The sequence below is a fragment of the Sphingobacterium corticibacterium genome (assembly GCF_004208525.1).
Classification (GTDB): Bacteria; Bacteroidota; Bacteroidia; order Sphingobacteriales; family Sphingobacteriaceae; genus Sphingobacterium; species Sphingobacterium corticibacterium.
On record NZ_SGIT01000002.1, the window covers coordinates 1493843 to 1508333 of the forward strand.

Below are 14491 nucleotides of genomic sequence, written 5' to 3' on the forward strand. Positions count from 1 at the left end.
CATAAAAAATGTCTATTCTAAATACATTTGATCTATCCGGAAAAGTGGCCTTAGTTACAGGCTGCAAACGCGGAATCGGAAAAGCCTTAGCAGAGGCACTTGCTGAAGCCGGTGCTGATGTTATCGGCGTATCGGCAACATTAGAATTGGAAAATTCCAAAGTTGCCCAGTCCGTAGAAGCCATCGGACGCAAATTTTATGCTTATCAATGTGACTTCGCCAATCGCGAATCGCTTTATCAATTCATTGAGCAGGTAAAAAAAGACCATCCAGTTATTGATATCTTGTTCAATAATGCTGGCAACATCTTGCGTAAACCCGCTGCGGAACACCCTGATGAATATTGGGATCAAATTATCGAAATCAATCAAAATGCACAATTTGTGTTGACCCGTGAAATCGGGAAAGACATGATCGCTCGTGGTTCCGGAAAAATTGTTTTCACCGCTTCTTTATTAACATTCCAAGGAGGTATCACTGTACCGGGTTATGCGGCATCCAAAGGTGCAATCGGCTCATTGACCAAAGCTTTTGCCAACGAGTGGGCCTCTAAAGGTGTGAATGTGAATGCAATTGCTCCGGGATATATCGCTACAGATAATACGGAGGCTCTGCGCGACGATCCGGAGCGTTCCGCTTCTATCCTCGGGCGCATCCCTGCGGGGCGTTGGGGCGAACCGGAAGACTTTAAAGGTCCTGCCGTATTCCTGGCCTCCAAGGCTTCGGATTATGTACACGGTACAATCCTAACCGTCGATGGCGGCTGGATGGGCAGATAATTAATTAGCTGATTCGATTTTCAACGCATCCTCCACAATACTAAGGATGCCGTCCATATCAAAGGGTTTGGGCAAAAACATATCTGCCCCTGCATCAAGCGCGATGGTTTTACCATCGCGACTTGCAGATATACATAAAATAAATATATTGCTCAACTCCCGGTCCTTTCTTATTTTCTGAATCAACAAATCACCAGAAATGACGGGCATCCATAAATCTACAATGAGAACATCCGGTTTGTACTGGCGCAACCTTTCATATGCATTTATGCTGTTCGTCTCTACAATCGTCTCGGCATCAATAAATTCAAATATCATTTCCAACATTTCGGAAATGCCTTTATCATCGTCACAAATGAATATTTTTTTCCGTGTCATTACTGTTGTTCTTTTATAGGAAGCGTAAAACTAAACGTCGACCCTTCTCCTAATTCGCTTTCTACCCATATCATCCCTTGGTGCTGTTTAATAATCTGTTCACAGATATATAATCCCATGCCCATCCCCGCAAACTTCTCTTTTACTGCACCAACCCTATAAAACCTATCGAACACTTTCTTTTGATCCTTTTGTTCAATTCCCACGCCAGAATCTGTAATCGAAAACTTAATATGTCCTTTCAATCGAGATAAATAAACATGAACCTGCTTCTGCGAAGGGGAATATTTAATGGCATTCGATACAAGATTTCCGACCACCTGACTTAGATGCGTTTCATCTCCGTTATAAACAACCCCTGTACTCCCTTTCAAGCTGATCGTGTGGTCGTCGCTATTAAACTGGACATGTTCTATGGTATCACGTACCATCTGATCGAAATCAAAATTTTTATGATGGATGTCTAGATTCCCAGACTGGATTTTCGATACATCCAAAAGCTCAACGATGAGTTTATCCAATCGTTCAATCTGGCTGACTGATTTCTGCACAACGTCATTGAGTTTTTTATTGTCATCTGGCATCAATCTTCTGATTAACTGTATATACCCTTTTATTGCTGTCAATGGTGTTTTCAACTCATGACTGGCAATGGACAGAAAATCATCCTTTCTTTTTTCTATCGAGCGCCGATCAGTAACATCTTCTATCGCCAGTAATATTCTATCTTTATAATCTCCTTCGAGTTCAATACGGTGTGCATTCAACAACATCGTTTTCTTCCCAATGTGTGGAAAATCGTGTTCGACCTCAAAATCTAATACTGGATTATTTGTCGGCAGTATCGTTTCTAACAGTATCCGTAGACCGTCAATATCCCATTGCCTATTTCCTAAATCGAAAAGTTGCTTTCCAACCGTATCAGAAGGCGTGACCTTAAACGTCCGGAGAAACGATTCATTAACCGTAAGCACGTTTAAATCGGGGTCTAGTACAACAAGGCTTTCTCGTATTGTTTGGATGATACTATTAAAATATTCTTCGTTTAACCGCAGATTTTCCGTTCTTTCATTGATTTTCTTTTCAACCTGCAGCCGCTCGAACATCAATTTTTCTTCTGCATTTTTCCGAAGACTTATATCATTTTGCACACCGATAAAATGGGTTATTTCCCCATCATCATTTTTTAAGGGAGAAATAGAAAGTTCATTCCAAAAAAGATCGCCATCTTTCTTATAGTTTCTGATCTCTACGGTAATACCTATGCCGTTGTCAATCGCTTCACGTATAGCTTCGCGTGTCTCCTGTTTACGTTCTCCCGCCTGCAAAAAACGACAGTTATGTCCAATAATCTCGTCGGACGTATATCCGGTAATACGTTCGAAAGCCTTATTATTATAAATGATCGGATTATCGGGAAGCCTATTATCGGTGATGATGATACCTGCCGAACTTGCATCCAGCGCGGCATATATCAGAGGTGCTATCTCGTTGTTGTGTCGTGTATTGTTATTTTGTTTATCGTTTTGTAACATACCTGCATTTTTCCACTAGATCGGTTTCGAGAACAAAAATAGTTTCTGTATGAACGCTCGAAATAGCGAATAGTTTTTGGTCTGTTTCCCAACAATTTATTGTCTGCGATAAATTCCTAGATTTTCCAACGTTTAAAGAATATAGATTTAAATATTAACTTAAAAAATTTTCGTAGTTTTGAGAACGTTTCAATTTGTTTTTCCATAGAACTTATTGCTACCAAAATATTAATACGCGTGCTTATTGCACGGTGGTTTGTCGGCTACTATTTAGAAAGGAGAGAACGTATGCGGCATATCGACTGTCATGAGGAAAGAATACATAGCTGCGGAAAGATTCAGTCTTTCGGCTATTTATTTGTATTTGACAGGTATGAACAATGTATCGCTGCGAGTGAAAATACGGAGCAACGTTGGCTTTGTTCGGCATCTAGTCTGATCGGAAAGAATATAGACGAACTTCTGTATTTTCTTTTGCCAAAATACAATACCCTTTTTCAGCATTTTAGAGACGAAATTGCAGATCCCGTATTTTACCGTTTTGTAGAGAAGGTAGATCTGGATGGTTCTGATTACTATGTTAGTATTTACCGACATGCAGAAAAGTTGTATCTCGAAATAGAACAGAGTAACGGATTTGATCTAAAACAAACAAAACTCTATTACTACGCTAAACATCTTGAACGCGAGGACAGTGATGTCTGGAAATCGCTTACACAGCTGATCAGGGAGATTATCCAGTTTGACCGCGTTATGATTTATCGTTTTAAGGAGGATAAAAGTGGTCAGGTAATTGCCGAATCGATTAGCCATAATCTTGATCCGCTTTTGGGATATCGCTATCCGGAATTTGATATTCCACAACAGGCACGGGCGCTGTATAAAGCATTCTTAGCCCGCCATACTGCCGATACCGAAAGCATTGTTAGTCCTTTGGTACAATCAACAGAAGAAGAAATAGATCTTACCCGGTGCAGCGTACGGGCGCTATCTCCTATACATCTCCAGTATTTACGCAATGCGAAAGTTCGGGCAAGTGCTAGCTTTTCTATTATCGTGGATGGCGAACTTTGGGGCTTGGTAGCTTGCCAAAACGTCTTGCCCAAACATGTTGATCTCGCACAAAGACACGCTTGCACGTTTTTGACACAGTATGCAGTCAATTACTATCTGGCTGTGTGTCGGAAACAGGAAACACAATATATCGAGCTAACAAGTCAGCTGGAAGCAGAGCTGAAAGAGAAACTGTGGTTAAATAATGACTTATTGGCCACTTTTAACAAGTTCGCACATCGATTAATGAACAAGCTGGCTGCAGACGGCATGTGGATTGGCAATCATAAAGAACAACTTTCGTTTGGTCATGTACCAGCAGAACAGCATATCGCTGCCATTCACAAACTACTGGACGTACAGCAGGAAAACGTATTTGCTACGCATGAATTTACCTATACGGAGGGGCTGCAAACCAGCGAACCACTATTCCCAGGGGTCATTAAAGCAAATCTTGTTCCCGATTCCTCTTGGACCTTGTTATTTTTTCGGAAAGAACATAGAATAGAAGAAGTATGGGCGGGTAAACCCGAAAAAATCATACAGTATGACCCCGTTAGCAATCAGAAGTTTCCTTCTCCACGTACTTCTTTCGAGGCTTGGAAACAAATCAACCAAGGCACATCCATCAAGTGGGAACAACGGGAAATTCAGTTTATCGAACGTATCGTCCTTTTAGTACAACAGGTTCTGGCTAAAAAAGCTGGAGAGATACAACGACTAAACGAAGAACTGGTGAACGCAAATAATACGTTGGATACCTATAGCTATACGTTGACGCATGATCTTAAAAACCCGTTGTCTGCTATTCGGCTTTCCGCACAGATGATTCAAATGAAATCCGATTTAAGCGAGGCGTTTTTAAAGCGGTGTAGTACCAATATTTTGGATGCCGCACAGTTGATGGCCGAGATGATGGATAAAATGCATGAAGAATTTGCGAGCTCAAACGCTGTCCTATTGAAACCTTATTTAATTGATCCAACAGCACATATTCTATCTATTGTAGAAACAGCCAAGCAGGAACATAACGTACATCATCTACATTTTGAACTTGGTGAAGTTTATCCCGTATTAGCCGAAAGAACATTACTATTTCAGTTATTTTTAAATCTAATAGGTAATGCTATAAAATATAGCGGAAAGGAACAACAACCCCGCGTGAATGTATATAGCCGAATTGACAATAGTCATATATCCTACTTTATTGAAGACAATGGTATCGGCATGGATTTGAAAGATAATAGTGATATTTTTGAGATCTTTCGTCGTATGCCAAATTCGACGGGTTACGAAGGTTCTGGTGTTGGTTTATCTATTGTCAAAAGGATTGTCAATAGATTAAATGCAACTATTGCCGTAGAAAGCGAAGTTGGCCAAGGTACGTTGTTCCGGGTGGATTTTGTTCGACACCAATAGCTTCCTCTCTCGCCGCAATTACACGCCTATATCGTACAATAAACGAAAATAGCTGTAGCATTTCGTTCTGCTTTACGGCGAGTGCAGCTTAGCCTTGTTCGGGAAATTAACATAGCCGTATCATTTCTTTATTTTTTAAGACAATAATGTCTGCGTATTGTATACTAATGCAACATACCTGTGGTATTTTCGGCTATCACCCAACAATAGCGTCCCTGGGCCCCCCAATCAAACAAAGATCTAGTAAGGTTATTTTCCGCACTCGTGTAATAAGACCCCGCTCCCGCCTAATGACACGAAATCCTTGCACGAATTTTATAGGGTGTCACACGCTTTTTATAAAAACGCTTACCATAATTTTGCATTGTTGTACAAGTTTGCAAAAAACTTGTCCGTTTCTTATTTAGACTTTTATCACCCCACGGGGGTAAAAAAACCATCTTTAAAGGTCTTTAAACATTGTTTTTAGCTTAAAAAGAACCCTTTTCAAACACCTCTCATATGGCAAAATCCTGCCAAAAGTTTTTCGGGGTACCCCTATTTTTGGCAGGATTTTGCCATATCGGCGCCAAACCGATGTCGTATGTTTGTATCGTTGCAGCAATCAAAAAAACATCTGTTTACCATTTAAATTTTTAAAATCATGAAAAGACCAACAACACAATCACATCTATTAGGCGATGACGCGATGATGCAATATGTAGAGCAGATCATCACCGAAATGAAAGCGAATGAAGTTTTGTTTCCTAATCCGGTACCCGCACTAAACGTCGTCGAAACAGCACTGGCGGCATTCCGTCTATCGGCCACCGAAGCCGCTTACCGGGACACACGGGCTGTCAAAATACGGAAAGCAAAGCGAAAAGCACTCGTTTACCAACTTCGCGAACTATCGAAGTATGTCGATACCGTTGCGCAAAAAGATGTGACCATTATTCTTGCAGCCGGGTTTGTCCCCTCCAAGGAAGCGGAATCGTATGCCGGTTACATACCAAAGGCGACTCGTCTCGTCGCGAAACCACAAGAAATCGGATCGTCCAGGATCAAGCTGAAAGTAGACCGTTGGGAAGGTGCCCGCATGTACCAGTTTGAGTTTCGTAAAAAAGGTGCCGAAACAGCTTGGTCGGTACAACTCTGCTCCAAATCGACTTGTTTGCTGGAGGAGTTAGATCAGTTTGCGGAATATGATTTCCGTGTTACCTATATCGGGATCAACCCGAAACCAAATTACAGTGATATTGTATCAAGTTATGTGGTATAAAGTAACCCAAGGGGTTTTATCAACGCAGATAAAGCCCTTTTTTATCGATAAACTCAATAACCTTATCCGGTACATAAAATTGGATGCTTTTTCCGGCTTTTACCGCTTGACGAACAAAGGTAGAAGATAGCTCCATCACAGGGGTTTCCGTGATGGTAATGGATGGATGCTGTTTAAGTTCTCCCCCATCATAATCCGGCCTAGGGTAGACGATAATCCGATAATCACGAAGAATAATATCGGCGTTTTTCCATTTATGAAAATTGGCGAGGTTATCCTCCCCCATAATTAAAGAGAATTCCCTTGTGGAATACTTTTCTGCCAAATGGATCAAGGTATCGATGGTGTAAGATGGTTGAGGTAATGAAAACTCTATATCAGACACCCGCAGCCTCTCGGCACCTTCAATGGCCAAATTGACCATCTCCAAGCGGTCGTACATATTTCCGAGATTCTTCTTGTCCTTAAATGGGTTTTGGGGGGATACCACAAACCATACCTCATCAAGTTCCGTATAATTAGCCATATAGTTGGCAATAATCAGGTGTCCGATATGTATAGGATTGAATGAGCCAAAGAATAAGCCAACTTTTTTATTTGCCATTCTAACTCGCTAACTATTTATTTTCCTCCAAAAAATCCAACACAAGTGCTTCCGCCTCTTTACAGGCGGTCTCCAGATCAAAATTGTTTAACACGACATCAAATTTATCGGCATAACTCAGTTCCAACTCGGCTTTCGCAAAACGTTCCTGCAATTTCTCTTCGGAGTCTGTTCCCCGGCCCCTCAAGCGTTCTTTCAGCACGTCCAACGACGGCGGATTTACGAAGATGGCGAGAGCTTCTTCAGGATATTTAGATTTCAGACGGAGACCGCCTACCACATCAATATCGAAGATAACGGATTTTCCCAACGACCAAATACGTTCTACCTCTTTTCTCAATGTTCCGTAGAAGGTTCCAGCATATACTTCTTCGAATTCTATAAATTCGTGTTTAGCTATTTTATGCAGAAAATCCTCCTTGGAAATAAAATAGTAGTCTTTCCCGTCGATCTCTCCTGTCCGAGGTTCCCGTGTACTAGCAGATATAGAGAACGCTATTTTATCTCCATGATTAGACAACAACCGCCTAACGATTGTCGTTTTTCCTGCGCCGGAAGGAGCTGAGAATATGATCAATTTTCCACTCATTTTTATAACACGTTAAGTAGCTGTTCCTTTATCTTTTCCAATTCTTCTTTCATCCGGACAACAATCTGCTGAATATTAGCATCGTTCGCTTTAGATCCTAAGGTATTAATTTCCCGACCCATCTCCTGCGAAATAAAGCCTAATTTTTTCCCACTGGAATCACTGGCATTCAATCCCTGGATAAAGTAATTACAATGACTTCTTAAACGAACTTTTTCTTCGGTGACATCCAGCTTGTCTATGTAATAGATAATCTCCTGTTCGAAGCGATTCATATCTACGTTTTCCTTTCCTACAGCTTCATCGAGGTAATGGCTCAAACGCTCCCGTATTAAGGGAATACGGTTTCCTTCTACTTCTTCCACTTGCGTTAGGTAGGAAAGAATTAGATGCACGCGGCTTTCCAGATCTTTCTTCAACACGTCGCCCTCATCCTCCCGAAACTTGGTAAAATGTGCTATTGCAGTATAAAAGGCGCCCATCAGTACTTTTCCCTCCTCTTCATCTACCGTATCTTCGTTCGCACTTACAACCTCCGGCATGCCGAGTGCCATTTGAAATAGGGAGGCATTAGTTTCTCCCACATCTTGTGCTATTTCTTGTAATTGCTTATAATATTGTTTAAAAAGTGCTGCATTAATCGTCGAAGCTTTCGCCGTTTGATCAGCATATTCAACGGAGACCGTGATATTTACCTTACCCCGTTCAATCAATTTACTGGCTTCCGTACGAAGCGTCAGTTCCCGATCTGAAACAATTTTGGGTAAACGCAAACTAAGCTCAAGAAATTTGGAATTGAGGGATTTCAATTCCACGGTATATTTGACTTTTCCATTTTCATGGCTGCCTATACCGTACCCTGTCATAGATTTTATCATACGCAAAGGTAGAAAAAGACTTTTATCTATAAGGAATTAGGTTTTAATATTTTGGGGAAATGCTATAAAAAATAAAAAAGGAAGTTTATGCTTCCTTTTTTATTTTTCTGCTGCTTATCTTCTCTTTGACTACCTCGAAAATAATCGGTAGAACAGAAAGGAAAATAATGAGTAACACTACTTTCGAAAAGTTATCCCGAATAATAGGAATATTACCTAAAAAATACCCAGCCAACGTGATACCTACGACCCATAAAAAACCTCCAACCACATTATAGGTTAAAAATGTACCATAGTGCATTCTGCCGATCCCGCCCACAAACGGAGCTAACGTCCGCACAATAGGCACAAAACGCGCAATAACAATCGTTTTGCTACCATATTTTTCATAAAAAGAATGCGTCTTTTCGATCTGTTCGTCTTTTACCACACGTTTTCCAAATAATTTGAATTTGGTTATCTGCATACCAAAACGCCGCCCGATAGAATAGTTCATCGAATCTCCGGCAATAGCCGCGATCAAGAGCAGCACCACCATAATCCATACATTCAAATCGTTAGGTTGCGCAGCTAACATGCCTGCCGCAAACAAAAGAGAGTCTCCTGGTAAAAAAGGCATGACGACAATCCCTGTCTCAATAAAAATAATCAAAAACAGGATAAGGTATGTCCACGTCTGATAATCATTCACGATCTCCACAAGATGTTTATCGATATGGAGAATAAAGTCTATTAGCGAATATATTACTTCCAAAATGACAAGTTTAGATATTATTCAACATAACCGGCATCACCAACATCAAAATATCTTCGTTGTCTTCTTTTACAGCAGGGATCAATAATCCGGCCCTGTTTGGTGTACTCATTTCAATAACGACTTCGCTTGAATTTAAATTGCTTAACATTTCTACTAAGAATTTAGCATTAAATCCAATTTCCATATCTTCACCTTCAAATTGACAATTTAGACGTTCGTGTGCTTCGTTCGAGAAGTCCAAATCTTCTGCCGAGATATGTAATTCGCTGCCTGAAATCTTTAATCTCACCTGGTGCGTCGTTTTATTTGCAAAGATAACGACACGGCGAAGCGTGTTTAAAAATAGCAATCGATCTACTGTTAACTTATTCGGATTAACTTGCGGGATAACTGCCTCGTAGTCTGGATAGCGCTCATCAATAAGACGACATATCAAATGGATGTTTCCGAATTGGAAAAATGCATTGGTGTTATTATATTCAATGGAAACAGCTGCATCATCGGATGGAAGCGAAGATTTTAATAGTGTTAATGCCTTTTTAGGTAAAATAAAAGACGTCGGTTTCTCTGTGCGCACATCTGTACGGCGGTAGCGAACTAATTTATGAGCGTCTGTAGACACAAACGTGATATTTTGTTCGGCCAATTGAACCAACACACCAGACATTGCCGGACGCAATTCATCGTTACTCACGGCAAAAAGCGTTTTGGTAATGGCTTCTGAAAGAATAGATGCACTTATCGCCACCGTAGATACGTTATCAACTATCGGAATTTTAGGAAAATCGTCGGCATTTTCTCCACTCAATTTATATTTCCCATCACCGGCACTAATCTCAATGGCCAACGTATTGGTGTCCACAGAAAATGCAACCGGCTGATCAGGAAGTGTCTTTAATGTTTCTATTAAGATTTTTGAGGGCATGGCCACTCGCCCTTCTTCTTTTGCCTCTATCTGCAAAGAAGTAACCATACTCGTCTGTAAATCTGTAGCTGAAATGGTCAACAAGTTATCTTTGATTTCAAACAAAAAGTTTTCAAGAATAGGTAGGACCGTACTGCTACTCGAAGCGCCGCTAATTGATTGTAGTTGTTTTAATAAAATTGACGTGGATACAATAAATCTCATTTCCTGAATTTTATAGATTTTTATATGCAATATTACACAAAAGAATCTATATTTTATACCTGAATACGTGTTAATTCTTATCGCAAATTAATTAATTAGTACCTTTGTGGAGTTACATAGACATGCAGTTTAAGGATATTATAGGTCACCGAACGATTAAAGCGCATTTGGTTCAAACCGTAAAAGACAATCGGGTAAGCCATGCGCAACTATTTCTTGGTCCCGAAGGGTCGGGAAGCTTGGCTTTGGCTCTTGCGTATGCGCAATACATCAACTGCGAAAAACCATCGGAAAATGATAGTTGTGGAACGTGTAGCTCCTGTCGGAAATATCAACGGCTGATTCATCCCGATCTACATTTTTCTTATCCATTTTTTGCGAGTGGAGAAAAAGATGTAGCCACCACGTACCTAGACGTTTGGCGCACGGCCTTTCTGGAAAATCCTTATATGGGATTGGATTACTGGCGTCATCAGCTAGAAGCGGGCAACAAGCAGGCAAATATCAATATTGCAGAAGCCCACGACATCATCAAAAAGCTTAGTTTGAAAGCATTTGAAGGAAAATATAAGGTATTGGTGATGTGGCTGCCGGAATACCTCCAGACACAGGGAAATGCTTTACTGAAATTGATTGAGGAACCTCCCGAAAAAACACTTTTTATACTCGTATCGGAAAATCAAGATAGCATATTGAACACCATCATATCGCGTACGCAGCTGGTAAAAATTCCAAAATTTTCGCCTGGTGATGTGAAACAGTATCTGATCACCGAAAGGGCAATATCCGAAGATCGCGCACAGGAAATTGCTTTTATAGCTGATGGAAGCGTACAAACAGCAATAGATCTTCTAGATGAAGATACGCATCCTTATTTTGATTTGCTCATCAACTGGTTACGATTCATCGTCACGGATTCGGGGCTGAATATTATCCGTTTTTGTGAGGAGGATTTTCCTCGGTTAGGCCGAGAAAACCAAAAAATTTTTTTACTTTACACCATTAATGTGCTGCGCCAAGTGTTATTAACACAAACGGGGCTTTCACAATTAGTACTTTTAAAGGGACAAGAACTGGATTTCGTCCAGAAATTCAGTGAAAATTTTAAAAGCGAACAATTGGAGCCCGCTATTGGTTTGCTGGAAAAAACACATTATAAAGTAGAACGCAATGCTAATCCTAAAATTCTATTTTTAGATTTATCTTTGCAATTAGTTTTAATATTTAAATATCAAACGTTCCCACAAGGGACTCAATATATATAAAAGGAAAGAATATGGGATGTGGCAATTGCTCATCCGGAGGTGGGTGTGGTAGTGGTTCTACCGGAAATGCACCTGCAGGTTGTCAAAATAATGGCTCCTGCATGACCAGCGGATGTAATAAATTAGATGTATACGACTGGCTTTCCGACATGGATTTGCCGGCAAACTATAAACCATTCAATATTGTAGAAGTGCGATTCAAAGGATCGCGTAAAGATTTCTATATCAACACAGACAACCTTTATCTTGAAATGGGAGAAATGGTCGTCGTTGAACCCTCCACCGGAGGATACGATGTTGGACATGTGTCATTAACCGGTGAATTGGTGCGTTTACAGTTGAAGAAAAATAATGTAAAACCGGAAACCGTCGCTAAAAAAATATACCGGAAACCAACCGAAGTTGACGTACAGAAATATAACGCCGCCAAGGAACTGGAGTGGGAAACGATGCACCGAGCGAGAAAACTGGCGCTAGACCTGGGTTTGTCTATGAAAATTTCGGATGTCGACTATCAAGGCGACAAAACGAAAGCGACTTTCTATTATACCGCAGAGGGGCGGGTTGATTTTCGGGAACTAATCAAACGTATGGCAGAGGCATTCCGCATCCGTATCGAAATGCGGCAGATTGGGATGCGTCAGGAAGCCAGCCGCTTAGGTGGCCTTGGTTCTTGCGGCCGCGAGCTATGCTGCTCTACCTGGTTAACAGATTTTAAAACTGTTTCTACCGCAGCAGCACGATATCAAAACCTTTCATTGAATACACTGAAGCTAGCCGGGCAATGCGGTAAATTAAAATGCTGCCTTAACTACGAGCTTGACAGTTATATGGATGCGCTAAAGGATATCCCATCCAACGTCGATCGATTGGATACCGAAGCGGGAACAGCGTTCTTGCAGAAGACCGATATCTTCAAAAAGATCATGTGGTATTCCTATCCGGGCGCAGAAAGTTGGATTCCGTTGGAAGTATATAAAGTGCGTGAATATGCAGAAATGAATAAGGAGGGTCGCAAATCACAAGATTTAACGGTTCATCAGCAACCTGTAGAGGAAATAGAGAAACCGATCTCCTATGACTATGAAAATGTGGTGGGACAAGACTCCTTAACTCGCTTAGACGATAAGAACAAGAAACGAAGAAAGAAGAAGCCTAAGGGTAAAAAAGAGACCAATACCAGTGGAAATAAAATTGTATCGCTAAAGAAAGTAGAGACAAACGAAAAAAAAATCGTTACATCTGAAGAAGAAAATACCAATGGGAACAAACCCAAAAAACGGTTTAATCGGAATAAGAATAGAAACAAGAACAAAACACCAAATAACAATAAAGGCGATAGCTAGATGTGTTTTTGGATTTTTTCTGCTATTTTTTGTGCTGGCTTGTGCCAACGAACCTTTTTATGACGTCTATAAATCGACGACAAACAGACGGTGGCATCATCATGAGCGACAAACGTTTCAGGTGCAGATAGACCAAAATAATGGCCCATATGATGTCTGGGTCTATATAAGACATACTGGTGAGTACGATTTTGCAAACTTGTTTTTTCTTTCACATGAAACCGGACCAGGGCTAAAAGACACTTCTTACAGGCATGAGTTTACACTAGCCACGTCAGATGGACGCTGGACAGGAAAAAGTGCGGGTAATCTATATGAGAACAGGCGTCTTCTGAAAGAAAATTATACTTTTCCGGATACGGGTATGTATACTTTCGAAATCGAACAAAATATGCAGGAAAATCCGATATTGGATATTACAGATGTCGGCTTAAAAATTGTTAGAAAGTAATGGTTAAGTTCGTTCGTTGGCTGCTTTTCCCTTTTTCTATTTTATATGCGGCGATAGTACTGCTCCGGAACTGGGCTTACGACAACCAACTTTATAACAGTACTTCTTTTCATTTTCCTGTCATCATTATTGGGAACCTGTCCGTAGGCGGTACAGGAAAAAGTCCGATGACGGAATATGTGCTTCGACTGATTAAGCCCCACCTAAATATAGCTGTTCTCAGCCGCGGATACGGACGGAGAACCAAGGGATTTCGATATGTAAACATAGACGATTCTGCTGAACTGACAGGAGATGAACCTCTCCAAATAAAACGTAAATTTCCAGATGCTACGGTGATTGTCTGTGAAAACCGCGTGCGAGGAATTGAGCAGGTTCAGGGTCAAGTTGATGCCGTACTGCTCGATGATGCTTATCAACACCGTAAGCTAAGGCCCAGTTTTTCTATATTGTTGCTTGATTATGAATCATTACAACACCCTATTCTGCCGTTACCTACCGGAAATTTTAGAGAAATGCTGCCGGCTTGTAAACGTGCCGACACCATTGTGATTACCAAATGTCCGGATACTGTTCCCGCCCAAATGAAATTCTCTATAGAGTCGAGGTTTCGTAAATACACTTCCGTACCCTTATTTTATACAAAAATTGGTTACCAAAAGTTACAGATGAAAAACGGCCTCCTATTAGACGACACACAACTGGGTGATACTGTTGCTTTAGTCGTAACGGGTATCGCAAAACCACAACCGTTAGTATCCTATTTAAAACCAAAATTTAAAGAAATCATTCATTTATCTTTCCGTGATCATCACCAGTTTTCACCGGACGACCTGGATAAAATAAGCCAAACCTTTCAACATATAGACTCCCTCCAGAAGGTTATGATTACGACAGAAAAGGATTTACAACGATTACCATCGTCATTCGTAGACCAACATCCGCTATATTTTCTTCCTATAGACCAAGTGTTTTTATTTGGCGATGCGCACATGTTCGATGCGATAGTAAAGCGTGCGTTCTCCTCTTAACAGACAACCTGCCGAT

14 protein-coding genes are annotated in these 14491 nt (G+C 40.7%); 7 read left to right on the forward strand and 7 right to left on the reverse strand.

What is annotated here, in order from left to right; genetic code table 11:
- Positions 1-14 precede the first annotated feature (14 nt).
- Positions 15-779 carry an SDR family oxidoreductase gene (locus EWE74_RS14415; RefSeq protein ID WP_206365265.1) on the forward strand — a complete coding sequence of 255 codons (765 nt, stop codon included), beginning with the start codon at positions 15-17 and terminating at the stop codon, positions 777-779.
- On the opposite strand, the gene EWE74_RS14420 is transcribed toward EWE74_RS14415, so the two are convergent.
- Positions 780-1157 carry a response regulator gene (locus EWE74_RS14420; RefSeq protein ID WP_130142213.1) on the reverse strand — a complete coding sequence of 126 codons (378 nt, stop codon included), beginning with the start codon at positions 1155-1157 and terminating at the stop codon, positions 780-782.
- Positions 1157-2692, reverse strand: a complete 1536-nt coding sequence (locus tag EWE74_RS14425) for a PAS domain-containing sensor histidine kinase (RefSeq protein ID WP_130142214.1) — start codon at positions 2690-2692, stop codon at positions 1157-1159. Before EWE74_RS14425 ends, EWE74_RS14420 begins: the two co-directional genes overlap by 1 nt.
- Before the next feature lie 237 nt (positions 2693-2929).
- Between EWE74_RS14425 and EWE74_RS14430 the strand changes: the two genes are divergently transcribed.
- Positions 2930-5164, forward strand: coding sequence for an ATP-binding protein (locus EWE74_RS14430; protein WP_239018667.1), 2235 nt, complete (start codon positions 2930-2932; stop codon positions 5162-5164).
- 643 nt (positions 5165-5807) lie between these two features.
- Positions 5808-6425, forward strand: coding sequence for a hypothetical protein (locus tag EWE74_RS14435; RefSeq protein WP_130142215.1), 618 nt, complete (start codon positions 5808-5810; stop codon positions 6423-6425).
- A gap of 19 nt (positions 6426-6444) precedes the next feature.
- On the opposite strand, the gene nadD is transcribed toward EWE74_RS14435, so the two are convergent.
- The 5 genes from nadD to dnaN all read right to left on the reverse strand — a co-directional run bounded on the left by nadD (position 6445) and on the right by dnaN (position 10382).
- Positions 6445-7029, reverse strand: a complete 585-nt coding sequence (gene nadD, locus EWE74_RS14440; RefSeq protein WP_130142216.1) for a nicotinate (nicotinamide) nucleotide adenylyltransferase — start codon at positions 7027-7029, stop codon at positions 6445-6447.
- A 13-nt stretch (positions 7030-7042) separates the two neighbouring features.
- Positions 7043-7618, reverse strand: coding sequence for a guanylate kinase (gene gmk, locus EWE74_RS14445; protein WP_130142217.1), 576 nt, complete (start codon positions 7616-7618; stop codon positions 7043-7045).
- A gap of 2 nt (positions 7619-7620) precedes the next feature.
- Positions 7621-8496 carry a YicC/YloC family endoribonuclease gene (locus EWE74_RS14450; protein WP_130142218.1) on the reverse strand — a complete coding sequence of 292 codons (876 nt, stop codon included), beginning with the start codon at positions 8494-8496 and terminating at the stop codon, positions 7621-7623.
- An 85-nt stretch (positions 8497-8581) separates the two neighbouring features.
- Positions 8582-9250 carry a DedA family protein gene (locus EWE74_RS14455; protein WP_130142219.1) on the reverse strand — a complete coding sequence of 223 codons (669 nt, stop codon included), beginning with the start codon at positions 9248-9250 and terminating at the stop codon, positions 8582-8584.
- 10 nt (positions 9251-9260) lie between these two features.
- Entirely contained in the window at positions 9261-10382 is a 1122-nt protein-coding gene (dnaN, locus tag EWE74_RS14460; protein WP_130142220.1) for a DNA polymerase III subunit beta, read from the reverse strand.
- Between the two features lie 122 nt (positions 10383-10504).
- Between dnaN and EWE74_RS14465 the strand changes: the two genes are divergently transcribed.
- The 4 genes from EWE74_RS14465 to lpxK are packed head-to-tail and all read left to right on the forward strand — an operon-like array spanning position 10505 to position 14475.
- Positions 10505-11647 (forward strand): DNA polymerase III subunit, encoded by a 1143-nt coding sequence (locus tag EWE74_RS14465; protein WP_130142221.1) that lies wholly within the window; start codon positions 10505-10507, stop codon positions 11645-11647.
- A gap of 11 nt (positions 11648-11658) precedes the next feature.
- Positions 11659-12993 (forward strand): PSP1 domain-containing protein, encoded by a 1335-nt coding sequence (locus EWE74_RS14470; protein ID WP_206365239.1) that lies wholly within the window; start codon positions 11659-11661, stop codon positions 12991-12993.
- Positions 12908-13444, forward strand: coding sequence for a gliding motility lipoprotein GldH (locus tag EWE74_RS14475; protein WP_130142223.1), 537 nt, complete (start codon positions 12908-12910; stop codon positions 13442-13444). Before EWE74_RS14470 ends, EWE74_RS14475 begins: the two co-directional genes overlap by 86 nt.
- A complete protein-coding gene (lpxK, locus tag EWE74_RS14480) occupies positions 13444-14475 on the forward strand; it encodes a tetraacyldisaccharide 4'-kinase (protein ID WP_130142224.1) in 1032 nt (343 codons plus the stop codon). Before EWE74_RS14475 ends, lpxK begins: the two co-directional genes overlap by 1 nt.
- Positions 14476-14491: the final 16 nt, after the last annotated feature.

Bases quoted from the DNA above. Each gene is read 5' to 3' on its own strand.
- EWE74_RS14420 (WP_130142213.1), bottom strand. From the start codon at position 1,157: ATGACACGGAAAAAAATATTCATTTGTGACGATGATAAAGGCATTTCC.
- EWE74_RS14470 (WP_206365239.1), top strand. From the start codon at position 11,659: ATGGGATGTGGCAATTGCTCATCCGGAGGTGGGTGTGGTAGTGGTTCT.
- EWE74_RS14465 (WP_130142221.1), top strand. From the start codon at position 10,505: ATGCAGTTTAAGGATATTATAGGTCACCGAACGATTAAAGCGCATTTG.
- EWE74_RS14425 (WP_130142214.1), bottom strand. From the start codon at position 2,692: ATGTTACAAAACGATAAACAAAATAACAATACACGACACAACAACGAG.
- nadD (WP_130142216.1), bottom strand. From the start codon at position 7,029: ATGGCAAATAAAAAAGTTGGCTTATTCTTTGGCTCATTCAATCCTATA.
- lpxK (WP_130142224.1), top strand. From the start codon at position 13,444: ATGGTTAAGTTCGTTCGTTGGCTGCTTTTCCCTTTTTCTATTTTATAT.
- EWE74_RS14435 (WP_130142215.1), top strand. From the start codon at position 5,808: ATGAAAAGACCAACAACACAATCACATCTATTAGGCGATGACGCGATG.
- EWE74_RS14475 (WP_130142223.1), top strand. From the start codon at position 12,908: ATGGGAACAAACCCAAAAAACGGTTTAATCGGAATAAGAATAGAAACA.
- gmk (WP_130142217.1), bottom strand. From the start codon at position 7,618: ATGAGTGGAAAATTGATCATATTCTCAGCTCCTTCCGGCGCAGGAAAA.
- EWE74_RS14450 (WP_130142218.1), bottom strand. From the start codon at position 8,496: ATGATAAAATCTATGACAGGGTACGGTATAGGCAGCCATGAAAATGGA.
- dnaN (WP_130142220.1), bottom strand. From the start codon at position 10,382: ATGAGATTTATTGTATCCACGTCAATTTTATTAAAACAACTACAATCA.